Genomic DNA, 24,060 nt, shown 5'->3' with positions numbered 1-24,060 from the left:
CCCGCTGGCAAGCTGTCAGGCCTGGCAGTGGAATTGCCTGAATGCCGCCCCGATAGGTGCTGCACCGCCGGAGGGCGCTACAAGAACATGAATGGAATGGAACATGATGCTCAAAAGAATCTTGGCAACGCTCGGCGTCGCTGCAGTTATTGCAGCAGGACTAGCAGGCGGCGGGGTCTCGGCTGCTAGCGCGAGCGAGGGCGACATTGGAGCGCCGCGTGCGACGGCTGGCGATCGTCTCGAAGGGCCCTGGACGATGTACAACATGGCTACTGCATTGAGCAGTAGCAGCAAGCGAATTGCGGTGACCGCTGACCTCAAGCCGGAGTATCTCCCGGGAGAAGAAGCGCGCTCCGTTGCCGTTCGTGCCTCGTTCCCAGCTCTGGGGACGACGGGGCCTGTCGTCGTGAATGGGCTGTGCGTGACGAAAGACGTACCCTCGACGGCCATGCCTACCTGGTGGGAGGTTGCGTTGGCGGAGTGTGTCGGCAGCCCAGAACAGATGTATGAGGCAAAACCCTCTCGGCATCTTGTGCCGGTGACCGAGCCCACTCAATTCCTTCAGCTGTGGCATGACAGAGTCATGATCTACAACGACTCGGATGACTATGATGAGTGGCTCGATGTCAAGTACTTGACATCCATCCAAACAGCACCGTTAGTAGCGTCGGTCAGCTCAGTGGATAGCGATGCCAGGTCAGCGGTCGTCGGAGGCACCGGCGAGCCCGGCGCGACGATTACGGTGGAAAGCCCCAACGGGTCGGTTGAGACGACCGTCGACCCGGAAGGCAAATGGTCGGTCTCCGTGCCGAATCTCAGTGTGGGAGACAACGCGCTGCATGTCACGCAGCTTGTTCACGGCGTGGCGTCTGGCGAAGCGAACCTGAACGCGACGATCGTGAAACAGCTTCAGTTCACCGCTCAGATTGACGGCATCGATCACGGGGCGAAGACCGCGACCGTCTCAGGGAAGGGAGAGCCTGGCGCCACGGTTACCCTCACAACCCCGACGGGCTCTGTCGAGTTCGTCGTTGACGTGGACGGCAACTGGGCGGGCACCATCACTGGCCTGGCCGAGGGTGTGAATGTCGTTCCAGCAACTCAGAACGTCGGCGGCGTTGATTCCGCTCCGATTGAGCTCACTATCATCGTTGACGAGCTCGCGGTTCCGGTCGTAGAGCCCCTCGCTGCTGGTGGGCTTGGCCTACTCATGATCGCAGTCGGGGTTGCGGCGCGTGCTCGGCGCCAGAAGCTTGCCGCTGAGCTGAGCTGAGCTGAGCTAGGGAGCCGGAGTAAATCTGCCGCCGCGGCGCCGCAACTCGGCTCCGGCGGCACTCGCTCCCGAGCGCGTCCCCGCGCCGGGACTCGACAGGGCGGGTTTCCCCGCCCGCCCTGTCAACTACTGCAGGCAGTGTGCTCGATGTAGCGGCGAGCACACTGCCTCTCCTCGTCAGCTGAACGAAAGTCATCCGAATGCCAGTACCAGTCGCTACTCGCGAAGCACCCGCGCGCTCACTCCTGCGTGACGAGGTGCTCGAGCAGCTTATCGAGGCGATCACCGACGGCACGCTTGCGCCCGGCGAGCGGCTGCGGGATCAAGACCTCAGCGCCTGGCTCCGCGTATCGCGAACGCCAATTCGCGAGGCGCTGGGGCATCTTGCAAAGGCTGGGCTTGTGTCGCTATCGCCAAACCGGTTCACCAAGGTCGCTGACGTTGACCCGGAGGTGCTTGCAGAGTCGTGTCGGGCCCTCGTCGTGGTGGTGGGAGGCACGGTACTTGTGGATCCGCTCGCGTGGAGCCGAGCGCGCAAGCACATTCCGGCCGCAACGCGCCTGGTTACTCCGCGCGATACGCTGCACCATTTTTGGGAGCTCACCGCAAGCGTAGTTGCAGGGGCAGCGAGCGCCGCGCTCGAGGACGTCGTTGAACAGGTGCGTCTCGTCGTCGCTCGTGACCTGCAGTTCGGCAGTGAGTGGATCGATGTCAAGGAGTACAGGGGGGTCGCGGAAGCTGCTTTCGGGCCAGCGCCTCCAGACCCGGGAGACGCTGTGCGCAAGTATCGCGAGATGAATGCGGTGCTCCAGCGCGGGTGCCTGCTTCGCCTGCAGACGCAATCTGCGTCATAGCGCCTCGAAACTGATATCCAATGTTTTAGTATATGCTTCACTGCATGGGTAGGGACGCTGTGCCAAGTCAATTGAACCGCACCCCCATGCGCGACACAATCTACGAGAACGTGCTCGGCCTGATTCGCACGGGTGAATTGGCGCCGGGTGAGATCATTCACGAAGACGAGATTGCCGTCTGGCTCTCAGTTTCGCGGCCGCCGGTGCGAGAAGCGATGGTCAAGCTCGAAGCCAACGGGTTCATCGAGGGCCGCGCCGGTGCGCGTGCGATGATTTCTGAGGTGAGCGCTCGAGACGTTGCAATGCGCGAGCGCATGGTCGTTTCCCTGCTGTGCACTGCGGTCGAGGCGACGCTCTTTCCCCTCAGCGCGAATGATCGATCGTCCATTGTTCAGGCCGCTGCAGAATTCAACATCGCAGTGGCCGGCGCGACAGGCTCCGAGTTCGAGGCAATCGCCGAGTTCGACTCCCGTGTCATCGAACTCGCAGATGCCCCTGCGCTCAACCAGTCGTATCATGAGCGGTTACGCCCGCACCTTCTGCGTCGCACGCAGTATTCGGCCAGCAGCCCATTTGCTCAGCGAGGGCCGGAGTTCGTCAGCTCGATGAGCGACGCTCTCGTCGCTGGCGACCAAGACGCGGTGCTCGCGATGCTCGAGAAGCTCCGTGCCCAGTGCGTCGCGAGGCTTGTGGATACAACGAGGTCTGCGGTGGCTGGCGGCCAAGGCGGTGACAGCTGATGCCAATTCCCGTGTCGAAGCCACAACCACTTGCGAAGACACTGATCGCTGATGAGCTGTATACGGTGCTGAAGCACCGAATTGTCTCGGGCGAGCTGAGCCCGGGGCAGCCGCTCACCGACGAGGGCCTCGCGGAAGAGTTCGGAGCCTCTCGCACACCGGTGCGCGAGGCGCTCAACCTGCTCGCACTGCAGGGCTTCGTTGAGACCGTGCCCCAGCGTGGAACGACGGTGACGGAGCTCAGTGCGCGAGTATTCGACGATGCGATGCGGGTGCTCCTGGGGTTGACCACATTTGCCGTACGCGAGGCGATCCCGCTGCTCACCGAGACCGACCGTGATCGATTGCGTGAGTTTCGAGAGGCCACGTTGCGCGGCAACGCAGCGCTCCGCGAGGTCGCAGGCGATGCCGCGATGGTGGATCGGCTCTTTGCCGTCTACTTTGATCGCTACGCAAACGAAGTGCTCATTGAAACCCAGGGCGGCGTGTTTCCGCACGTACGACGCAGCTTCCTCGCATTTGAGCACGAGATCGGCGTGGCAGGAACAGCTGCCGCCGAGGTGCTTCGCGCGGCTATCGATCACTCGCTGAACGGCGAGGCGAGCGAGGCGGTTGCTGCGATTGAGGACTACGCAGCCAGGCTTGAGTCCGCGATCTCAGAGTGCTTTGCGCGCCGAGACGAGGCTCGCGATGCGTCTGAAGGAGTGATCTAATGCCAATTCCCCGGGCCAAGTCTCCGGTTGCTCGGAGAACGCTCGCCGACGAGGTCTACAGCCATATCTACGATGCCATCATCGAGGGCAGGCTGCAGCCGGGCGAAGAGCTCAATGACAAGGAGATTGGCGCGCAGTTCGGCGTGTCACGGACACCGGTGCGCGAGGCGCTGAAAAAACTGAGCCTGTATCGCCTCGTCGAGATGGTTCCCAGTAAGTACACGCGGGTGGCGCTGCGCGACGAACGCCGATTGATTGAGGCATCGAACACGCTCTACTGCCTGTATCTGGTCGCCCTCAGGGAGGGGATTCCCGCCGCCGACAGCGCGACGAAGGCGCGGCTCACCGAGCTGCTCGAGCAGCTACGCGTCGGCGGTGTTGCGGGTAACTATCGCGTTGTCGGCGAAAAGTCATACGAATACGTGTGGCAGCTAGTCGAGGCCTCAGGCAATGACGCGCTACAGGCCACGCTGAATCGCCTGGTACCCCAGGCGACCATGGCACTGGCGCCCAGAGACAACCTCACGCCGGCCGCTGAGATCTGGAGAGGTTTCGAACAGGTTCACGCCTGCGTGCTGGAGGGCGATGTTGCCGGGGCTGTCGGCGCGATGTACGAGCTCACCGCCCCCGCCCGGGAGCAATTTCTGGCGCTCGCGCACGCAGGCGGCACGGCAACGCCCGCCGCGTAGTGCCTGCGTTGCCGCGCGATATGCGCATGATTTCGTGCACTGACCGAACCGAGCCGCCCAGGCCCGTTGCGACATAGATTGTGAGCAGCCGAGGCGCTAGTGTCGGTGGCACGGAGAAGCAATTTCATCGAGGAAGCGAGCACCGGCATGGATAAACGTTCTGATGCGATGCGGCAAGCCGTTGACGTGCTGGAGTCGGGCGGATCCGCCCAAATCTTTGGCAACCACGGCAGCGGAAAATCGATGTTTCTCGCGCGAATTGCAGCGTCCTTCAGCGCCCGCGGCTGGCAAGTTCTGCGGCTCAGGGGCAACCGGTCGTTCAGCTCGACTCCGCTGATGGCGCTTGCACTCGCGGGGGTGACTGCCGCCGAGTCTGGGCGTGTTGGCGCAGTGGGCGCGGCGGTGAACGAGCTCGAAACACTGCTACCAGCACAGCGCTCGCTCATCGTGATCGATGATGCGGAGCTCCTCGATGACACCAGCGGCGGGGTCATCTCTGAGCTGCTCGCGCGACGCAGTATCTCGCTGCTCGTCGGCCGTGAATCCCGCTCAACGCAAAATCGCACCCGCGATTTTGATTGGCTCAGCAACCCCTTTGGCGTCGGCATACGACTGGGGCATTTGAACTACGACGACTTGAGCAAGGTCGTCAGCCACCAGCTCCAGGGCGCAGTGGGGAGCGCCGCTATGAGCCAGATCTTTGCCGCTTCTGGCGGCAACCCCGGGCTCGCAATCGCGATCACAGCTTCGGCCCGATACGAGGGCACGCTCATCAACCGCGAGGGTGAGTGGGTGTCAACCGGCAGCCTCTGGAGCGACTCGCTTGCGCCCTACGTCGAATCCATTCTCGCGCAGCTACGATCAGATCAGTGGGATGCCCTTGAAACGCTGGCGCTGCTCGGCGTCGTCGAGGCACACACTTTCCTCGAACTCACCGCGCCAGACACTCCCGTCGAGCTCGAAGAGCTATCGTTAATCGAGTTCTACCCCGCCGATGGGCAACTATTTGTGACGGTGTCGCCCCCGCTGCTCGTCGACTATTTCCGACACCGGCCCGCGGTTGCGCGCCGGTACCGGTTGAGCGCTGCGCTCGAGGAACGGTTTCCGGGCGACGCCAAGTCGCTTACTCGGTTTCAGGCACGTGAGCTGGCAACCTCTTCAGACGCGCCCTTTGTGCGACTCGTGCACGAGCACCTGAGAAACCGCCTGATTCTTGCTCAGTCTGAGTGGAGTCGTAGCCCGTCGCAGGCGACTGCTGCCCAGCTCATCGAAGCCTCGCTCGACTCCGACGCCTCAGCGGAAGACGTACAGGCACTGTTCACCAGCTCAGAGTCTCTCGCTGGCGACGAAGCTGCAGCGATCAAGTGGGCGCTGTTGCGAGCTGAGTTTCTCATTCTCTTCCCGCTGGACCACCGGGCGGCGATCGACTACCTCGAACGGCAGGCGCCGCGCTACCAACAACTCGGGGTGCTGCTCACGATCCGCGCGTTTGAGATTCGCAGCTCCGTCGAGCGCGCGGCCGGGCCCGTAGATCTCCCTGACCCCGGCGACGAAGCACTTGACCCGCGCGTGCGTTCGGCCCTGCACGCCGCCATCGGCATGCACGCAATGCTGCAGGGAAAACTTGGCCAGGCCAGCGAACACCTGACCGCGGCGTCGCATCACGTCGGCCGCGACGAAACCTACGATCGCGTCGCTCTGCAGGTGCTCAACAACTATTTTGGCTCGAAACCGCACGAGGCTCGAGCAATCGGTGAGCGCGGCCAGGCCCGGGCGATTGCGGCGTTCTCGAGCCTCGAGATTCGCAGCTACAGCTACCTGACGGCCCTGATGGGCGTGCTCGATGGCCGCACTCGCTCTGTCGAGCGCGCGATTCGCGTGACGCTGTCGCTTGGCGAACCGGTGCGTCGGCCGCCGTTCGTTCACATCACCCTGCTCGTGATCGGGGCTGTGCTCGCAGCCAGACGAGGTGACGATGCGCGAGTGCACACGTTCATGGCCCAGCTGGGCGCGCTCGAGGCTCCTGACAGCCCGGTGCCTGGCGGCTCCCGGTGCTGGGCCGAGGCACAGATTCTCGCGAGCAACGGGCAGGCGGTTCAGGCTGCTGACCACATGCAACGGAGCGCCGACAGTGACTTCGAACGGGGGCTGACACTCACCGCAGCGTTCCACTATTTGCTCGCGCTTGAGTTCGACCCGACCGCGGAACGCCTCGCGGCCACGCGAGACCGAATTGCGCAGGTGGAGTCGGAGTATTTTGCGGTGTTTCTTCGCTACATCGGCGCAATAGTCGACCGCGATATTGAGGGCCTGCGCACCGCGGCAACGCTATTCGAGCGAGCTGGGCGCTTCGGGCACGCCCTCGCTGCGTTGCAGCGGGCGCACTCGTTTGCCGAGGAGTCAGGCCAGGAGGCGGCGGCGGTGCTCGAACACCTGCAGACGCTGCAGCAGGAGCTCCCCTCGGACGACTTCGCCGAGATCGTGACGACGCGCGCGACGCCCCGGTTCACCACGCGGGAGCTGCAAATAGCCGCGCTGGCGGTTGGCGGTATGAGCAACCAAGAGATCGCAGACGAGCTCGTGCTGTCTATTCGCACGGTAGAAAGCCACATGCACCGCGTGATGAAGAAGGCGGGGGCCGAGACGCGCGGCGACCTCAGCGCCGTCGTCTCATCTCGGGGGCCCGTATCGGCCTGGGAATGATCGGTTCGCGCGTCACGCCCGAATAGTGAGCGTCTGCGAAAGCGTGCCGACCGGGCCGTGCTCGTCGTGCACAACCGACTCGGTGAGCCCGACCGCGTCTGGCCCGAACGAAACTGTCGTATCGAGCCCCAGCCAATCGCCGGCGGGGGCACGGAAGAACGACACGTTGAGATCGACGTTGGGGAAGGCGATTTCCGCGGGGTTCGCGCGGGGCACAAGCCCGTTCGCGAAATCGAGCATTCCGACGAATCGGGCGTGCTCACTGACGGTCGCGCCCGCGAGCAGCTCGGTGTCAGTACGAACCCAGCTGCGCCCGCGCCCCGCCCCCAGCTGCTCCCTGCGCACTTCAAGGGTCTTCACGCACTGCCCCTCCCAGGTCTCGCCGAACGGGAACGGGGGAGTGGAAGCGAGTGCCGGCATCGCGGCAAAGCCGCTGCCCGCTACGCCCTCCGTGTCGGCGGTCTGCAGCATCCACGCGCGAGCCCGCACGCCCGTGCGGCCCCCACTGGTGAGCACCGCCTCAACAAGCTCGATCGTGCGGCCAGGGCGCACGACCGAGACCTCGACATCGAACTCACCGATGGCAAGCACCCCGAGAATGTCACACGACAGCGACGCCAGCCGCAACTGGCCACCACGACTGCGATGGTCTGCTTCGATCAGGTGCGCGAGCAGACCGATCGCCGGGGCGATGTGCTGTTCGGAGGTATTCCAAGCCCCCGAGGTGAACTCCGTCGCCTCGAAACGGGTGGGGGAGAGCTGACGGAAGTACGCGGGGCGCGGGGCGGTCATAGCTAACTGGGGCCTTTCGCAGTGGCTTTCGGTGCGCCCGCTCGCAGGGGTGTGTTGCGCGGCAGGCCGACTCGATTCATTCTTGCAGAGTTTGCGCCCGGTTTCTCTGCTCACCGCGCCCCGAGCGCTGTCCCCGCTCCCGCGAAGCCGCGCAGCGCTCGGGGCCAAGTGAGGTCGCGCCGCGACTCGGGCGGTTATGGCGTGCAACGTCGCGGATCCGTCGCGACCCGGTTGTCGTGGACGTACGTGCCCACGGAACACGCGTAGATCTCAGTGCGCGACCCCGCAGATCTCGCGCAAACCCGTGGGGGCACCCATCTCAGGCGGTTGACTCGTTCTCGAGGCAAACACCCAAGATCGACACTCCGACTCGATCTGGCTCTCACCCATTCCCCCCCCTGAGAAAGGTCAGTCACCATGGCTACGCAGACATCCACCAAGAAGAAGATCGCGATCGCTGGCGGTTCGCTCCTGCTGATTGCCGGCGTTACCGTCGGCGGTGCGCTGGTGACCGCGAACAGCACCATCTTTGACAACGTCTTCAAGACAGAGATCTCGGACACGACCGCTGACGGCGAGCTCATTGTTACCGGCGCTCCGATGACCAACACCTTCACCGGCGAGATGGATGGCGAAGCGGTCACCGGGTACTACACGGTCACCAACACGTCAACGAACGCGACCCTCACCGTGACGCTCGCGTCGCAGGTGCAGCCAGGCGGCGCCAAGGGCGCCCAGCTCGCCGGCGCGCTCGATACCCGCGTCGCGGTTGACGGCGGCACGCTCGTGAGCACCGGCAAGCTCGCAGACATGCGCCTCAGCGGGAGCGACTCGTTTGAGCTCGCGCCCGGCCAGAATGCCAAGGTGCGCGTCGACGTGTTCGTCGACGATGCGGCAGCGTTCCACGCAGCGGGTCTCGACGACGCGCAGGTCACGGCCGACTACCTGTTCAACAGCATCGCGAAGAGCAACTAGCTCCGCGCTGACCCACCCGTGGCGCCGAACAGCGCTGACCCCGGTTTCCGCTGTTCGGCGCCACGCGCGCATCTCGCGCACCCCCACACGCTTTGGCCGCACTCGGGCCGCTACTTCGGAGGACGACATGCGAAGCATTATTCTGACACTGCGAACGCTCTCAAGCATTGCCCTGGTGGCGCTCGCTGTCCCGTTTCTCTGGGCGACGGTGAGCGGCGACTACTACATGACCGTCACGGGCGTCTCTATGCAACCCACGTACGAAGTCGGCGATGTGCTTGTCGTGCAGCAGCCCACCGGCGATGAACTGCAGCGCCCAGGCCAGCCCGTCGTTGTGTCATTCTCGGCAGGCGACACCTCTGATCAGTATGTGCACCGCGTTCAGACCGTCACCGACGACGGCGCTATTCTCAAGGGCGACGGCAACGAGATCAGCGACCCGCTCCCGGTGACCCAGGAGCAGGTGCTCGGCACGCCTCGCTTCGTGCTGCACGGGACCTGGGCGACCCTCTTCCGAGTGTCAGAGCTCTGGGCCGTTCGGCTCATCGTTGGCGCCGTGTTCCTTGTCGCGCTCTTCGCACCGAGCACGCGCAAGCGCCAAGCAGCGCGGCCCGCTTCAGCCGGGGATGCCGCAACCGATCTCGAAACCTATCCCGCAACCGAGGAGCGAACAGCCCATGTGGCTGATTCTCGGCGGGCGTTCGAGGGCGCTGTCACCGGCGGGTCGTCGCGATGACCGCGCGACGACTCCTCGCGACGATGCTCGCGGGGAGTTTCGCCGCTGTGTCGATAACGGCGGCGGTCGTCGCGCCCAGCCCGGCGCACGCGCACGAACTCGCACGCGGTGCGCGCGCCGACGCACTCACGGTCACGCCGGCGCGCGGGCTGTTTCACGTGACGCTGCACCCTGGTGAAGAGGCCCGTGCCGTCGCTCAGGTACACAATGGCTCCGGAACGGACCTCGAGCTCGCACTCACGCCGATCGTGGTGAGTGAGCACGGACTGGGCGATGGTGCAGCTGCGCTCACACTCTCTTCCATGCGCACCACAGACTGCTCGGCGGAGCGCATGGCGGCGGCGCCGGCGGTGACGCTCGCCGCCGCGATGCCGTTGTCGCAGGGCACGATCGCGGCAGATTCGACCGTCGATCTTTGTGTGCAGGTGCGCTACCCCGAGGCGTTCGCCGATGAGGGAGCGGCGGTATCGGTCGTCGACCTCGCATTCACTGGCATCGAGCGCCAGTCGCCGGGTGCACCTGACACCGCGGGCCTTGTGAGCACGGGCGCGAACGATACGACGCGTGTTGCCCTGCTGCTCGGCGCCGCAGCGCTCCTCGCCGCGGGCTTCGCCGCGCTGCCTCGACGCACGAGGCAACCGGGTACTGCGCGGGAGCGATGATGCGCGATATCCTGCCTGTACTGGGTGAGCGCGACGGCCGACCGATGTCTCTCATTCAGCGGGGGCTGCCGCCCTGGCAGCAGGAGGGGGAGCCAGTGTACGCGCGAAACACCGAGGTTCAGCGCATTGTGCGGTACGTGATCGACGGCACCTCGGTATCGGTGACCGGGCAACACTGGTCTGGCCGCACCGAACTGTTGAAGCGAGCGGCAGACGCGCTGCGGGGCATTGGCCTCGCGCTCGTGCAGCTTCGCGGCATCGAGAACGCGCGCCCGCTCGAAGCGTTTAAGGTCGCGCTACCAAACTTGCCGGTCAACCGTCGGCCCGACGCCGACCTCGCGATCGAGCTTCCGCGTGCCGTCACCGAGCTCTTGAGCGAAGGCCCAGCTGCCGTGCTCGTCGACGACATTGACCTGCTCGACGAGGCATCGTGGGTGCTGCTCGAACAGATTCACAAGGCGACCGGCGTGCCGATCGTTGGCACCTCGGAGTCGCGAAGCGACATTGACCCCGATGAGCGCCTGCTCATTCGAATGGCTCAGCCCGTCGTGAAGCTCACGCTCGTGGAGCTGCGCCTCGACGCGATCCATGACCTGCTCGAGGAGCGGCTCGGAGACCAGGTTGCGCCCTCGCTGAGCGGGCGGGTTCACATGAAGTCTGGCGGGCTGCCCGGCTACGCCATCGCCTTCGCCGACAGCGCAAAGCGGCGTGCGAAGATTCGCAAGCAGGGCAACGTCTGGCACGACGGAGCAGACCTGTGGTCAGACGAGCTCGAGGGCGCATTCGAGTCGCTGCTCTACCGCTACTCCGAGGAGACGCGAGAAGCTCTCGAGATGCTTGTCGCGACTGGGCCGCTCGCCGTCGACCAAGCCACAACCCTTGTCGGCCAAGAAGAAGTCGAGCGGCTTGAGGGGCGCGGGCTGGTGCGGCTCTTCACCGCGGGGCTTGGGCCACGGGTAACGGTGAACCCCCCGGGCATCAGCGACTACTTTCGGCACCGGGCGCCGTCGGTGCGCGGCGTTCGGCTGCGGCAGCAGATCGAGGAGGTGCTCGGCACCGAGTTCGGTGCGGAGGTCGCCGAGCAACCACAGATTCCGCGGCAGTTCGCCGACGTTATTCCGAACCCCGAGATACCCCTGATCGCCCGCGCCTTCCGCGATCGCTTCGAGGCCGACCTCGGCCGCACGTGGGCGAACTGGTCTGATCGGCCTACGCCGGGCGCCGGCATCGCGGCTCTCGAACTTCGCCTCACGGGAGACTCCCCAGAGGGCCAGGTCGAGGCGATCGTTGCCGGCACCCCGCTCGAGTCAGCAGCGCCCGTCGAGGCGCTCTACTTCCGCTATCTCCACGCTCGCTGGCTTGTCACCCAGGAGCAGCCGCTTGAGGTAATTGAGGAGACTCTCCGGGGGAGCGCCGCACCCGACTACCCCGGCGCGGTCGAGGCGCTTGCGATAGGGTTTCGCGCCGAACAGGCGGAGATCACCGCAGCGATGCTCAGCCGCATTGAGGAGCTCTCAGAGCTGCCGGGGATCGAGGGCGACGTCGGTGGGCTGATCCTCATCGCAATGCACGCGCTCGGCGGCCGACCGGCGACCGCTCTTGAGCAGTTTGCGAAGCTGCCCGACACCGGCTGGGTGCCGCGGTTCGCGGCGCCGCTACGAGGCGTCGCGCTCGTCACGGCCGGGCGCCCGCAGGAGGCGCTCGAGTGGGCATCGTCGCAGCTCTCGGTGGCCCGCGAACGGTTCGACCGCTCGGCGGTCGTCGCGCAGGCGTATGTCGCGGTGATGGCGCTGCTCACAATGAGCCGCTACGCCGACGCGACGGCAGCGGGCAGCATCGCGGCGAGCGGCCAGTTTCAGGCGGCAAACATATTGTTCGGCCCCGACCGCGCCCTGATGAACGCGCTCGCGATCGCGGCCCGTCGCAGCGGCCGCATCAGCTCAGTCGGCACGCTCATCGAGCGCGGAGCCTCGTACAAGGGGCGGAGCGACGGGGTGCCGATGGGGGCGCTCGGTTTCCCTGCGGCCCTGGTCACGGAGATCGATGGTACGCCTGAAGAGATGAGCGCGAGCTATCTCGCGCTCGCGGGCGAGCTGCGCGAGCGGGGCTACGAGTTCTCGGCCGCCGGCTCGACGATGCTCGCGATGCTGCTCGATTTCAACGTCGACGCGGCCGTGGCTGAGCGCTCCAGGCTCGAGTACCTCGGGGGCACCGTGTTTCTCGCCTATCTCGACGCCAGAATCGCCCTGCACAACAGGGATGCTGCGGGCCTTGTCGCGGCCGCGAGGTGGCTGCGGCGCGAGCACGCGAACGACTCCGCGCTCAGGTACTTTCTCGCCGCGGCAAAGCTGTATCGCGAGGCGGGGGAGGAAGACCGGGCAACCGAGGTGCGCGAGGAGGTCGCGGCACTCATGTCATCGGAAGACCCGGCGACGGCGATCGCGCTCACCCAGGTCGAGTCGAGCCTCGGATTCACCCAGCGCGAGCGGGAGATCATCGACCTTGTCGCCGAGGGCATGAACAACCCCGCGATCGCGAGCGCGCTCAGCCTCTCCGTGCGCACCGTCGAGACGCACCTGCGAAACATTCGCCGCAAGTCTGGTGCGCTTGAGCGCGAGGAGATTGGCGAGTACTCAACGCGCAGGTAGCGTCAGGCGGGCCCGTGCTTCCCTGGGCACCGAACCGGCCTTGACGCCACGACCGGCGGCGCGCTCAGCGCCATCGGTTGTGCGCCGCATGGCATCGGCGACACGCTCAGTGTTCTCGCCAATGTGCTGCGTGCCCGCGGGAGACCCGTCGCCGGGGTGCCCATCCGCCGGCTGCTCTCCGAGATCGATGTCGAGGTCTAGGTCTAGGTCGAGGTCGTTGGCCGGCCCCTCGCCCGCGATAGCCTCCGGGGTGTCGGTGGGTTCCGTGCCCTCTGTGCCTGCCGCGTCGCCGGTGTCTGCCGCGGCCTCCTGCGCTGCGGCGCCCTGCGGCACTCCGATGGGCTTCGGCGTCACCTGAAACCCGTTGCCCGTGGTGCCCAGGCGCCCGCCGCTCTCCCAGCCCCAGCCATAGAGGGTGCCACCCGCATCGAGCGCGAAAGCGTGCGCGTCTCCGGCCGCGATATCGACGTAGCCCCCTGCGTCGCCCGGAAGTGGCACGCGCGTCGGTATCGCAGTCTTCGAGGGGGAGCCATAGCCGAGCGTCTTGGTGCCCCACGAGTACACCTGGCCGTCGGTCGAGAGCCCGAGCGAGACGCCGTCGCCCGCTGCGAGGCTCTGGAAGCGCACGCCCTCAGGCAGCTGAATCAAGCGCGGCTCCCACACGACGCGCGGCGTGCTGCCGTCGATGCCGGTGCCAGCCTCGCCGCCCTGGTTCAGGCCCCAGGCGACAACCTGGCCGGTGTCGGTGAGCGCGAGCGTCTGCTGGTTCTCAGTCGAACTGTTCGCAACGATCTGCACGATCTTTGCGTCGCCAGGCATCTTCACCTCGGTGAAGGTGTTTTTCTTCGACACGTTGTTTCCCAGCCCGAGGCGCCCCTCAGCGTTTGTACCCTGCGCCCAGACTCGGCCGTCGGTGTCGATGGCGAACGTGCTCTGGCTGCCGGCCTCGACGCTGACGAACCGCAGGTTCGCCGGCTGGCCGATGCTGGACGGCCGCCCGTAGTGAGTGTTGCTGTCGACCCGAGCCCCGAGCGCTCCGTGCATGCCCCAACCCCAGCCCTTCACTCGGCCGTCAGCGGTCAGGGCGAGCGAGTGGTGCGTGCCGGCGGCGACCTGAGCGTAGCGCTCGTTGTTGTCGACTCGCACGGGCCTGGGCGTTCGATAGGAGTAGGAGAGCATGTCGATCCCGGTCTGGGAATGCGCGTCGAGGCCCCAGGCATATGCTTCTCCCTCGGGCGTGAGAGCGAGCGTGTGATCTGCCCCGACCGAGATCTTCTCGAACCGCAGCCCCTCGGCGCTCTTGACCGGAGTGACGGAGGTGTCAACTGGGCGATTGGACCCGGTGCCGGCCTGCCCGTAGTCGTTCTTGCCCCAACCAAACGCCGTCGGGTCGCCCTGCGTCACCGCGATCGAGTGGCCTGCGCCCGCACCCACCAGGTGGCGGGAGGCGCCAGTAACGCGGCCCGCTACGTGCAGTTCGTCACTGGGGTGCGCGCTGACGAAGCGCTCGGGGAGCGTTGCGCCCGCCGTGACGGTAAAGCCGCTGACCCAGGTCGCGTAGTCGACGCTAATGGGAAACTCGAGGGTAGTTGTGCGGTAGGTTGAGACCGGTTCGGTTGCGGTCTGCGTGGCAGTGACCGTTGCGCCGGTCTCGGCGGGCGCGCTCGCCCACTCGGTCGAGATGCCGTGAGCGTCGGTGCGCGCGGGGAGCTCGCCCGGGTGAACCCCGGCCGGGAGTTGCACGCTGGTAACGAGCGACTCGCCGGTGCGCAGGTGCAGCACCTCGTCTTCCTGCCCGTCATGCGACGCGAACGCGATGCTCACCGAGGTTGGCGACGGGCCCGACACCGCGAGGCCGTAGACACCGGCCTGCGCATTCCAGGCCGCGGGCAGCACCGTGATCGCTTCTGGGTGCGTGCTCGTGAGGCGCTCGGAGGTGATGGTGCGCGCGCTGACCGTGAGCTGCTCATCTGACCGGACGCCGTCGAACTGTGTGGTGACGCCAAACGATCCGGCAGGCAGCGCAACGGGGCCAGTGGCGGTCGCGGTCACCGTGCTGCGCACGGACCAGACGCCGTCAGTCTGCTGCGAGCTCCACGCTCGGTCGAACGCGGTGCCGGTGTCGGCGCCTGGAACGTCTGTTGGGCTGACGCCGAGGGGCAGCGACACCTCAACGGCGACGCTCTCGCCCCGCTTCAGTGGGAGCGGATCCGCGCCCTCGGGCTGCATGTCGAAGGTGACCGTGCCCTCGGCATCGCCCGGGCCGAACGCTCCACCTGTCGCGGGGGTTGAGGGGGTCGCGGCGAGGTTGTAGGCGCCGCCGTCGATGCGGATCGACTTGCGGAATTCGTTGCCGTGAACCGTGGAGTTGTCGGTCGTCACCGCACCCACGAGGGTGGATGTCGCGCCGAAGATGGCGACGAGAGCCGCGGCGGCGACCGCAAGGCCCAGCCCGGCGCGCTTTGCGATGCTGCGGCTCGGCGCGGCGTTTCGATGAGTCTGCAGATCCATAGTGGAGCCCTTCCGTGTTGATCTCAGTCAACAGCCCGCGCTGAGCGCCCTCACGGTGCCCGGGGCAATCTGCGTGGTGCGCTGCGTGGATCTACGCGTGTGTGCGCGCGGCTACGCGTGCGGTTTTCGGAGCGCGTGTTGGGAGCCAACGACCCGTGAATGAGCCAAGCGCAGACGTAGGCTGCCAATTGCTGCTCTGAATTCGTGCGCTCATCGTCTGCAGCCCATGAGTTTTCGAGCCTTGTGCCCCGGGCGGTTCGAAGCAGTCGACACGCCGATAGCCGACGGGGTCTACGGCGAGTTGATGCAACGTACTCAAACTCCGCCCCTCAGCGACCAGCCCTCGATCGGGTGATCGCTGCCTCGAGCTCCTCGCGCAACGCCAGCGTGCGCGGCACCCCGGCTTCGTGGAGTGCGAGCATTGCAGCTCCGACAAGGCCGTCGTCGCAGCGGCGGAAGTCGGTGTCTGCAAGCTCGGTTGCGAGCACATTTGGGTGGGCGTCGGTGCCAAGGTAGCCGCGAATGAGCACGGATCCACTGCCTGCAATGGGGGTGCCTGGTGCAGACGCGCGCGCAGCTCTGAGCGTTGCCGCCACATGCTTCGCGCCGGTCTCAACGATACGTGCGGCAACGGAATCTGCACGTGCGTGCGCGAACGCGAGTTCGGCGAAGGCGGCCAGCTCCACTGGCGGCGCTGCATAGCAGTGCCGGAGCAGCTGCAGCAGCTCGGGGTGTCTGCCACCGCCCCAGCTTGAGACATCGGCTGATGCTATCCGGGCGAGCACGTCAGCGGTGAGCGCGGTCCGTGGGCCGCGCCCATCGATATCGGCGGCGACCGCCTGAGCGACGGCCTGCCCGAGCCAGAATCCGCTTCCGAGGTCGCCAAGCAGCCAGCCGGCTCCGTCAAACACCTCGGCGATCCTCGTGCCCTCGACGCGAATCGCGACGCTTCCGGTGCCGACAACGAGCGCGAGCCCGGTCGGTTCGTCGGCGACTGCGAGGTAGGCACCAACTGCATCTCCGACGAGCACCACCGGGGTCTCCGCGCTCATGCCCGAGCCGGCCAAGATCGCTCGCACCCTGTCGGCGTCGTGCTGCCCGGCCGAACACACGGCTCCGCCTTTGATGCGTTCTGCCGGGGTGCCCGCGGCGGCGAGTGCCTCCGCGAGCGCGGCGACGACCGCCGCATCAGCTGCCTCCCTGCCAACGGCTGTCGGGTTCCCCGGGCCCGCGATTCCGAGGCCGTGCAGCCGCCCTCTGCGGTCGATGACTGCAGCGCGGGTTCGGGTGCCACCGGCATCGACTGCGATGAGCGTCACTTCAGCGCCCCCTGGGAGACCGAGGCGAGGAGCCGCTTCTGGAAGATGACGTACACGATGAGCACGGGCAAGATTGTCATCACCGCGGCTGCGAACAGCGCCCCGAAGTCTACGTTGAACCCTGCCTGCACGGCGAAGACCTGGATGCCCTGCGTGAGCACGGACTTACTGGGGTCGGTGATGAGGATCACGGGGAGCAAGTATTGATTCCACAGGCCCACAAAGTTCAGGAGCGCGATCGCCGACATGCCAGGGCCGGCCATCGGCAGCATCACCGAGAAGAAGGTGCGCCACTGTGAGGCGCCGTCAATCGCGGCTGCCTCGGCGATTTCGTGCGGAAGACGCTCAAAGAATGCGGTGAGAAACAACACTGTGAACGGGAGCGCGTAGGCCGCATAGGTGACGATGAGCCCCGCGAGCGAGTTCATCAGCCCAAACTGCTGCACGACAAAAAACAGCGGCACGACCGCGAGGAACACGGGGAACGTGAGCCCGGCGAGAATCAGATTGCGGATCGCGGTGCGCCCAGGGAACTCGAAGCGGGCGAGCGCGTATGCGCACATTGCGCCGAGCAGCATCGTGAGCGCGAGCGCCCCGCCGACGACAACAAGCGTGTTCATGAAAAACTCGCCGATGCGTGCGTCAGCCCAAGCGGTCGCATAATTGGTGAATGACCATGAGCTCGGCAGCGCAAACGGGGAGGCAAGAATCTCCCGGCTCGACTTGAACGAGCTCATGACTGTCCAGAGCAGCGGAACGGCGATCACCACCGTCCAGATGACGAGCACAGCCTGCGAGCTGACCCCGACGAGGCGCTCTGACGGTGCCGATGCGCGCTTCCTGCGCGCGCGGGGGCCGGCCGCGCGAGCCGGGGTGAGCGCCGCCTTATTCGGTGTAGAAATGGATGAGGTCACCGTGCAGCCTTCTTCCGGGGCCTGTGTATGAGTCCGACAAAAGCGAAGGTGAGCAGGGTGAGCACAATGCCCATGGCGCACGCGAGCCCGAACCGCCCCTCCTGAAACGCTGTCGAGTAGATCTCCTGGGTGATGCCAAGGGTCGACCGCTTGGGCCCCCCGCTCGGGTTGAACGCCTGGAGGAAGACGAAAGAGTCGAGGGCGGCGATGCCCGCGTACACGTACGAGGTTTTCACGTTCGCGGCGATGCCGGGGAGCACGATCGACAGGGTGATGCGCATGCGGCCGGCACCATCGAGCCGCGCTGCCTCAAACAGCTCGGTGTCGATGCCGCGAATCGCTGCGATGAAGAGCACCATGTAGAAACCCGACGTGGCCCACACCATGGCCGCGATCGTCGCGGCCATCGCGGTTGATGCCTCCCCGAGCCAGGCGAAGGAGCGAAACTGTTCGAGCCCGATCCCGGTCAGGGCGCCATTGAGAATGCCGTTGTTCGGGTCGTAGACCTGCGCAAAGATAATGCCGATGATGATCGATGGGATCACGGCAGGGAAGAACGCGACGACCCTGTAGAAGGCTGAGCCGCGCACGCCCCGCACGCCGCCGCGGGAGGGGCCGGCGACAGTGACCATGACCGCGAGCAGCAGGCCGATTGCGAGCGACAGCACTGGAAGTGCAGCGAGAATGATGAGGTTGTTGCGGATCGCGATGAGAAACGACTCGTCGCGAAAGAGTTCGATGTAGTTGTTCAGCCCAACGAAGCCGAAACTGCCGCTGAAGCCACTCCAGTCGGTGAACGAGTAGACGGTCGCCTGCAGCATCGGCCAGATCACGAAGACGAGGTAGAGCGCGAGGGGCACACCGACGAATACGGCGAGCATGGAGGCCCTGTCGAAGCCCCCGCGGGGCCCCCGGCCGCGAGTGCGACCGGGGGCCCCTGGTAGTGCGGTGACGGTCTCGGTCACTTGCCCACCTTGATCTTCACGATCGAGTCGTCTTCACGAATCTTGTCCGAGAGCTTCTGCATCTCACTCGTGAGCGTGTCGACGTCGATGCTGCCCGACAGGAAGTCGTTCCAGATGCGGGTCTTGTCGTCGCCGAAGGGGTATGCGTCGGTGAAGTCCCACGCAAACGCGTTTTCGCCTGCGGTGTCGAGTAGGTCTCGGGCCGACACCAGTGAGGTGGAGCCGAAGCCGTCAGCTGGCACTGTGTCTTTCACGATCGTGAGCGACTTGTTGATGCGCGAGAATTCAGCGGCCGCATCGGGGGAGAGCATGACGCGGAGCGTCTCCTTCGCGCCCGCGGCATTCGCGGCATCAGACGGCACTACGAAGCGGTTGCCGCCCGCGAAACGCATCGCCTCGTATGGCAGAGCTGACTCTGTGGTGATCGTCGGCGCTGGGGCTCCGACCATCTCGAAGCCATCGGCGATCTCGTCGCCCATCTCGCCCTCGATCCACGACCCGGTCGGGTACATCAGGGCCTCCTGCTTGAGGCTCCACTGCGCCTGAGCCGCCTTGAACTGCGTGCCCGCGCCTCCGGGAATAAAGTAGCCGGCATCGACGATCTCCTTGAGGGCGGCGAACGACTGCTGCACCTCTGGCTGGCTCCAGGAGTCGGCCTCGAGGTTTGCAAGGGAAGCGAGCACGTCGCGGCCGCCCTCCTTCACCGCGCTGTCGATCGCGAGCGAGAGGTAGTAGGCCGAACCCTCCTTGCCCCAGGTGAAGAGGTACTTTCCCTCCTTCTTCGCGGCGGCGCCGAGTTCCATGGCCTCATCCCAGGTCTTTGGCGCTTCCCAGCCGTACTTGTCGAACATCGACTTCGAGTACCACATTGCATGAACGTTGAGCGAGTAGTTGACCGCCGCAAGCTTGCCATCGTACTTTGCAAGGTCGAGCACGCCTGGGTACAGCGTGTCGGCGATGGGCTCGCCATTCAGGTTCATCGCGTTCGTAACCGAGGTGAGGTCTTCGATATCGCCGAGCATCGACGCGACAGGGATGGAGCCTGAGCCAGCGGAGTGCAGCAGGTCTGGCGGTGTGCCGGCGACGAAGCGGGGCTGCACTTGCTGGGCGATCTGGGTCGACGGGGTGACCTTGAGGTCGACCTCGTGGAGCTCTTGCATGGTTGGGGTGACGGTGTCGAAGAACGCGACGTTGTTCGCGTTGTCAAAGATCACCGCGTCGACGGTGCTTCCTGCCGCGACGCCGAACGGGTTCTTCGCGTCGCCCGTGGTGTCGCTGCCCTGGCTCGGGCGCTCGGCCGGCCCTCCTGGCGTTGCTGCGCACGCGCCGAGAGACAGCGCGAGCACGGTTGCGCCCGCTGCTGCCGTGAGCACGCGACGGGACGTGGTGAAACGTGGTGTGTACATGTTGATCCTTTGGGTGCGGTGAGCTGATGGGTGAGCGTTAGGCGATGCGGCGGATGCGCTCGCCGTAGTGGGTCTCGTGGCGGCGGTTGTGCTCGTCACCGCCAGGGATGTTTGCGGAGAGGAACACGGGGGGCGCTTGCCCCGCCCGTTCGAGCCGTTCCGAGATGCCGACTGTGAGCAGCTGCGCGATAAACGCCGAGGTGATCGAGGAGACAGCGCCGAGCGGGGTGGATCTGGCGAGCACGGCATCGCCGTAGGGGGCGAGGTTATCGATAACTATGTCGGCGATTTCGCTCAGGCGCTTGCCGCTCGGGTGGGTCGGGGTGACCCTGGCGGTGTGCTCGAGGCTCGTGACGGCGATGACCGGGTGGCCAGCTTTCTGTGCGCGCAGAGCCATGCCGACGATTGAACCGTTCACGCCGGAGTTCGACGCGATGATGAAGGCGTCTTGTGGTTCGCGCAGGATCGTGGCGAAGAGTTCATCTCCGATTTCGGGGTCGCGCTCGAGCGGCGGGTACCCGGTGAGGGCGCTGACGTCTCGATCGCCGCGGATGACGACATCGCGAAGCGCAACCTTGTTCGTCGGGATCAGGCCGCCTGCGCGACCTGCCACCTCCATCGCGAAGGCCTCGGAGTGGCCGGTGCCGAATGCGTGGATCACCCCGTCAGCCGCGACGGTGTCGCTGAGAAGTGAAATTGCGGCGTCGAAGCCGCCCTCCTCGGCGGTGCGTGCCAGCTGAGCGAGTCGGCGCGCGACTTCATCGTGAAACTCCACGATGCGTTCTGTCATCAGGTTCTCCTTTGATGCGTCTGATCCACGGTCGGTGAATCTCTAATACACTTAACCGGGTGAGTGTGAATGATTATTACACGTTGCGTGAACTCTGGGTGAAATGAATGACAAAGCCGCCTACTTCGCCGCGCGAAATCTCGCATTCACGTCTACGATCGGAGCCAAGATGAACACACACGACACCCCAGCAGCAGGGGCCGAAGCCACGCGCGGCGCGCTCATCACCGACCGCATTCAGCTCGCGTTGCCGAGCCTCTCGCAGGCGCACCAGCACATCGCGCACTACATCCTCGGCAACGTCGAGCAGGTGACCCACCTGTCGGCCGCGCAACTCGCCACAGCCGCAGGTGTCTCGCAGCCATCCGTGACGAGGTTCTGCCAGGCCCTCGGGCTCGCGAGCTACCAGGCGCTGCTGCTCGGCCTCGCAGAAGAGGTCGGGCACGGCAACGCGACCCTCAATCGTCCGCTCGTCGGCGGGCTCAGCCCAGACGACAGCCTGGAACAGGTCGCGAACACCCTCACCAGACTCGACATCGACGCGATGGAGCTCGTCGCCCGCCAGCTCGACTTCGCGGCAATCGAGGCGGCTGCCCAGATGATCGCCGGTGCCAGGCACACCGACGTCTACGGCGTCGGTGCGAGCGGCCTCATCGCGCAAGAGCTCGAGCTGCGACTCTTTCGCCTCGGCGTGCCCATCCGGGCGTGGGTCGAAACACACGCCGCGGCCACGTCGGCTGCCCTGCGCAGCTCCGCCGACGCGATCGTCGCGATCTCGGCCTCGGGGCGCACGCGCGAAACCTACGAGGCGCTGGTCACCGGGAAAGAGCGCGGGGCGAAGACCATCGCCCTGACGAGCGACCCCGCCTCACCCGTGGCGCTCGTCGCAGACGTGCACCTCACCACGATGGGCACCGGAACGACATACCGCACCGCCTCGTTCGCCGCGCGGCACGGGCAACTTCTGCTCGTCGATATTCTCTACACCCGCATCGCCCAGCTCGACCACGATCGGGCCCTCGAAGCAGTTGCGGCGACCGCGCACATTGTCGCCAACCACCGGGTGCGCGACGCTCGCCCCGCACAGAAAGACGCAGAATGACTGAGATCTGGGCCCACGCACGAGGCGAGGGCGCCCCAATTGCAAACCTCCTCGCCTCCTTTGAACAGGCGGTGCTCGAAGCCCCCGACGGCCTCGAACTCGACGTGCAACGCACCCGCGACGGCCACCTCGTCTGCGCGCACGACCCCGTGCTCTACGACGAGGCCGGCAAGGCCTGGGATATCGGGGCGCTCGACTATGCCGAGCTGAGTCACTACGTCGATCCGCGAACCGCCGGCCCTGAGGGGCGTGTCAGCAGGCTCGACGAGGTCTACGAGCTTCTCCGGCCGACGGGCATGCGGCTGAACATCGAGGCAAAGAACCTCGAACGCCGCTACCCGATGATGGCCGAGACGATCGCAGCCTCTGTCGCGGCCTCCGGCATGGCAGACCGCATCGTGGTGAGCGCATTTCACCACAGATTGCTCCTCGACCTGCGCACCCACGCACCGGGGCTCGCGCTCGCGGCGCTCTACGCAGACGGCCTCATTCGGCCGTGGGACTACCTCGCGAGCATCGACATCCAGCAGGTGCACCCGCACTTCACCTCCCTCCTCGACCCAGAAACCGTCACCGGGCTGCTGGAGGCCGGCATCACGATCCGCGCTTGGACCGTCAACGATCCGGCGCACTGGGCGACGCTCGCGCAGTCGGGAGTGCACGCAATCATCACCGACCTCCCCGTGTCGGCGCGGGCTGCCGTCAGCCCGGTGGGCGTGTCTGGTCTGTAGCGACAGTCCAAGGCTTGCCCCAGTGGGTTCCTGCCCGCCAGGGCGGGTGCGGTGCTGCCTCAGAGGCGGCACCGCCGCCTATCTCCGTAAAACAGAAACGGCCCCAGCGCTGCGCGCTGAAGCCGTGTCACAAGTGCCCCCGGAGGGATTCGAACCCCCGACCTACGGTACCAATGTCCGGTGATTTGAGGTGGTCTCGCTGGCGCTTGGCGTGGGGGTTTCGTCGTTGACGAGTTCGGCGTAGAGCTCGACTGGGTTGCGTCCGAGCACGCTTGCGAAGACCTGAACCTCTTCGATGGTGAGGGGGGTCACGCCGCGCATGCGGCTGCTGATGACGCCTACCTTGATGCCGGTGCGGGCTTCAAGTTTGCGGAAGGTCCAGCGCTCGTTTTCGAGCATGTTCCAGAGTCGGATGCCGCCCACATGCGCGTTGCCTGCGGGCTGCTTGGTTGCGATTTGGGTTACGTTCGACATATCTAGAGTGTACGACATTTCGACCACTTTGTGCAAGTATTCCAGCCAAGCGGCCACAAAAGCTGATGAAATCGGCCCCACGTCGAATTTCACGGTTGCATCCGTCGGATATATCCGACAAAGTAGTGACCATGAGCGACACAGCACAGCAAATAGCCAACAAGGTGCGGGGTGTGGCCGCTGAGTGCAACGCAACTCAGCAAGTCATCGCAGACACCATCAACCTCAACCGCGGCGCAGTATCCCAACGATTCAACGGGCACGTACCATTCACCGCCCCCGAACTCCTCGCACTCTCACGCAAGTTCGACGTTCCAGTCTCCCGCTTCTTCCCCGAGACGGCCACACGATGAGCATCTTCGCTGACACCGGACTCGGTACGTGCATCCTCATGCTCATCGCCATGGTCGGTATCCCGCTCGCACTGTGGATCGACGGAAAGCGAGACGAGCAGTGACCGCCGTCAAGTATCAGACGATGCCGCCACTCTCGCCTGAGCAGTACGCGCAGCTTGAGCAGTCGATCCTCGCGGACGGCGTACAGGTTCCGATCATCGTCGACGAATCCGGCGTAATTATCGACGGCCACCACCGCAAAGCGATTGCTGATCATCATGGCCTCCACTGCCCGCGTGAAGTTCGTTCGATGCTCACGGAGGACCAGAAGATTGAACTCTCCGTGCAGTTGAACATCGCCCGCCGCCAGCTGTCCAAGGAGGAGATCGTCGCGCAGATAGCGAGACTTCGGGAATCAGGCAAGTCCATCCGCCGCATTTCGGAACTCACAAGCGTACCGAAGTCGACAGTATCTGACGCGGTCAGGGAACTGTCCGAAACCGGACAGTTGGAGCAGCCGGAGACAGTCCGCGGAAACGATGGCAAAGATCGCCCTGCTGTCTTCAAGCGCACCGAGACGACGAAGGAAGAGTTCACCGAAGAGGTGGACGGCATGACCGTTGATACGCGAACTGGCGAGATCGTGGACACGCCACCTGCCGGGCTCGACGGGAAAGAGTACAAGCGGCCCGAGCCGCGTGGCCCGAAGCCGGTCGCGGAGGGTGATG

General features: G+C 65.4%; 22 protein-coding genes. 14 read left to right on the top strand and 8 right to left on the bottom strand.

The features are described from left to right. Nucleotides 1-91 precede the first annotated feature (91 nt). The 6 genes from ABD115_RS01725 (at nucleotide 92) to ABD115_RS01700 (ending at nucleotide 6,972) form a co-directional block, all read left to right on the top strand. The gene (locus ABD115_RS01725) at nucleotides 92-1,273 is read left to right on the top strand and encodes an Ig-like domain-containing protein (RefSeq protein WP_343957580.1); all 1,182 of its coding nucleotides are present in this window, start codon (nucleotides 92-94) and stop codon (nucleotides 1,271-1,273) included. 200 nt (nucleotides 1,274-1,473) lie between these two features. After that, a complete protein-coding gene (locus ABD115_RS01720) occupies nucleotides 1,474-2,127 on the top strand; it encodes a GntR family transcriptional regulator (RefSeq protein ID WP_343957578.1) in 654 nt (217 codons plus the stop codon). Between the two features lie 44 nt (nucleotides 2,128-2,171). Continuing rightward, the gene (locus ABD115_RS01715; RefSeq protein ID WP_343957576.1) at nucleotides 2,172-2,867 is read left to right on the top strand and encodes a GntR family transcriptional regulator; all 696 of its coding nucleotides are present in this window, start codon (nucleotides 2,172-2,174) and stop codon (nucleotides 2,865-2,867) included. Further along, on the top strand, nucleotides 2,867-3,580 hold the full coding sequence (locus ABD115_RS01710; protein WP_343957574.1) for a GntR family transcriptional regulator: 714 nt from the start codon (nucleotides 2,867-2,869) through the stop codon (nucleotides 3,578-3,580). Before ABD115_RS01715 ends, ABD115_RS01710 begins: the two co-directional genes overlap by 1 nt. Then, nucleotides 3,580-4,269: a GntR family transcriptional regulator gene (locus ABD115_RS01705; RefSeq protein WP_343957572.1), complete on the top strand. Its 690-nt coding sequence runs from the start codon at nucleotides 3,580-3,582 to the stop codon at nucleotides 4,267-4,269. Before ABD115_RS01710 ends, ABD115_RS01705 begins: the two co-directional genes overlap by 1 nt. A gap of 147 nt (nucleotides 4,270-4,416) precedes the next feature. Further along, nucleotides 4,417-6,972 carry a LuxR C-terminal-related transcriptional regulator gene (locus tag ABD115_RS01700; RefSeq protein ID WP_343957570.1) on the top strand — a complete coding sequence of 852 codons (2,556 nt, stop codon included), beginning with the start codon at nucleotides 4,417-4,419 and terminating at the stop codon, nucleotides 6,970-6,972. A gap of 12 nt (nucleotides 6,973-6,984) precedes the next feature. Here the strand turns inward: ABD115_RS01700 and ABD115_RS01695 are convergent, their stop codons facing one another. Beyond that, nucleotides 6,985-7,764, bottom strand: a complete 780-nt coding sequence (locus ABD115_RS01695) for a thioesterase family protein (protein ID WP_343957568.1) — start codon at nucleotides 7,762-7,764, stop codon at nucleotides 6,985-6,987. Nucleotides 7,765-8,181: 417 nt separating this feature from the next. Here ABD115_RS01695 and ABD115_RS01690 point away from each other — a divergent pair, with 417 nt between their 5' ends. From ABD115_RS01690 to ABD115_RS01675, 4 genes are all read left to right on the top strand, one after another. Next, complete coding sequence (locus ABD115_RS01690; RefSeq protein WP_343957566.1) at nucleotides 8,182-8,739, top strand: hypothetical protein; 558 nt, start codon at nucleotides 8,182-8,184, stop codon at nucleotides 8,737-8,739. Between the two features lie 127 nt (nucleotides 8,740-8,866). Continuing rightward, nucleotides 8,867-9,475, top strand: a complete 609-nt coding sequence (locus ABD115_RS01685) for a S24 family peptidase (RefSeq protein WP_343957564.1) — start codon at nucleotides 8,867-8,869, stop codon at nucleotides 9,473-9,475. Then, nucleotides 9,472-10,137: a hypothetical protein gene (locus ABD115_RS01680; protein ID WP_343957562.1), complete on the top strand. Its 666-nt coding sequence runs from the start codon at nucleotides 9,472-9,474 to the stop codon at nucleotides 10,135-10,137. The genes ABD115_RS01685 and ABD115_RS01680 overlap by 4 nt, the downstream gene beginning before the upstream one ends. Nucleotides 10,138-10,181: 44 nt before the next feature. Further along, complete coding sequence (locus tag ABD115_RS01675; RefSeq protein ID WP_343957560.1) at nucleotides 10,182-12,785, top strand: response regulator transcription factor; 2,604 nt, start codon at nucleotides 10,182-10,184, stop codon at nucleotides 12,783-12,785. Here ABD115_RS01675 and ABD115_RS01670 read toward each other — a convergent pair. From ABD115_RS01670 to ABD115_RS01645, 6 genes are all read right to left on the bottom strand, one after another. Continuing rightward, nucleotides 12,771-15,296: an RCC1 domain-containing protein gene (locus tag ABD115_RS01670; protein ID WP_343957558.1), complete on the bottom strand. Its 2,526-nt coding sequence runs from the start codon at nucleotides 15,294-15,296 to the stop codon at nucleotides 12,771-12,773. The two genes, ABD115_RS01675 and ABD115_RS01670, sit on opposite strands and share 15 nt — an antisense overlap. A 329-nt stretch (nucleotides 15,297-15,625) precedes the next feature. After that, nucleotides 15,626-16,615: an N-acetylglucosamine kinase gene (locus tag ABD115_RS01665; RefSeq protein WP_343957556.1), complete on the bottom strand. Its 990-nt coding sequence runs from the start codon at nucleotides 16,613-16,615 to the stop codon at nucleotides 15,626-15,628. Further along, nucleotides 16,612-17,529 (bottom strand): carbohydrate ABC transporter permease, encoded by a 918-nt coding sequence (locus tag ABD115_RS01660; RefSeq protein WP_343957554.1) that lies wholly within the window; start codon nucleotides 17,527-17,529, stop codon nucleotides 16,612-16,614. Before ABD115_RS01660 ends, ABD115_RS01665 begins: the two co-directional genes overlap by 4 nt. Beyond that, nucleotides 17,526-18,494: a carbohydrate ABC transporter permease gene (locus ABD115_RS01655; RefSeq protein WP_343957551.1), complete on the bottom strand. Its 969-nt coding sequence runs from the start codon at nucleotides 18,492-18,494 to the stop codon at nucleotides 17,526-17,528. Before ABD115_RS01655 ends, ABD115_RS01660 begins: the two co-directional genes overlap by 4 nt. Then, entirely contained in the window at nucleotides 18,491-19,900 is a 1,410-nt protein-coding gene (gene ngcE / locus ABD115_RS01650; protein ID WP_343957549.1) for an N-acetylglucosamine/diacetylchitobiose ABC transporter substrate-binding protein, read from the bottom strand. The genes ABD115_RS01655 and ngcE overlap by 4 nt, the downstream gene beginning before the upstream one ends. Before the next feature lie 37 nt (nucleotides 19,901-19,937). Next, nucleotides 19,938-20,690 carry a sugar isomerase domain-containing protein gene (locus ABD115_RS01645; RefSeq protein WP_343957547.1) on the bottom strand — a complete coding sequence of 251 codons (753 nt, stop codon included), beginning with the start codon at nucleotides 20,688-20,690 and terminating at the stop codon, nucleotides 19,938-19,940. Nucleotides 20,691-20,793: 103 nt separating this feature from the next. Between ABD115_RS01645 and ABD115_RS01640 the strand changes: the two genes are divergently transcribed. Both ABD115_RS01640 and ABD115_RS01635 read left to right on the top strand, forming a co-directional pair. After that, nucleotides 20,794-21,792 (top strand): MurR/RpiR family transcriptional regulator, encoded by a 999-nt coding sequence (locus tag ABD115_RS01640; RefSeq protein ID WP_343957545.1) that lies wholly within the window; start codon nucleotides 20,794-20,796, stop codon nucleotides 21,790-21,792. Beyond that, the gene (locus ABD115_RS01635) at nucleotides 21,789-22,523 is read left to right on the top strand and encodes a glycerophosphodiester phosphodiesterase (RefSeq protein WP_343957542.1); all 735 of its coding nucleotides are present in this window, start codon (nucleotides 21,789-21,791) and stop codon (nucleotides 22,521-22,523) included. The genes ABD115_RS01640 and ABD115_RS01635 overlap by 4 nt, the downstream gene beginning before the upstream one ends. Nucleotides 22,524-22,685: 162 nt before the next feature. Here ABD115_RS01635 and ABD115_RS01630 read toward each other — a convergent pair whose 3' ends face one another. Then, entirely contained in the window at nucleotides 22,686-23,090 is a 405-nt protein-coding gene (locus ABD115_RS01630) for a helix-turn-helix domain-containing protein (RefSeq protein WP_343957540.1), read from the bottom strand. Between the two features lie 38 nt (nucleotides 23,091-23,128). Here ABD115_RS01630 and ABD115_RS01625 point away from each other — a divergent pair, with 38 nt between their 5' ends. After that, nucleotides 23,129-23,350 (top strand): helix-turn-helix domain-containing protein, encoded by a 222-nt coding sequence (locus tag ABD115_RS01625; RefSeq protein ID WP_343957538.1) that lies wholly within the window; start codon nucleotides 23,129-23,131, stop codon nucleotides 23,348-23,350. 100 nt (nucleotides 23,351-23,450) lie between these two features. Then, nucleotides 23,451-24,060: ParB/RepB/Spo0J family partition protein (locus ABD115_RS01620; protein ID WP_343957536.1), on the top strand; the 610-nt coding region annotated here is incomplete at its 3' end.

The organism is Leucobacter albus, assembly GCF_039528015.1.
Lineage (GTDB): Bacteria > Actinomycetota > Actinomycetes > Actinomycetales > Microbacteriaceae > Leucobacter > Leucobacter albus.
The sequence above is the reverse complement of the archived record's forward strand: the minus strand, read 5'-3'. Positions and strand labels throughout refer to the sequence as shown.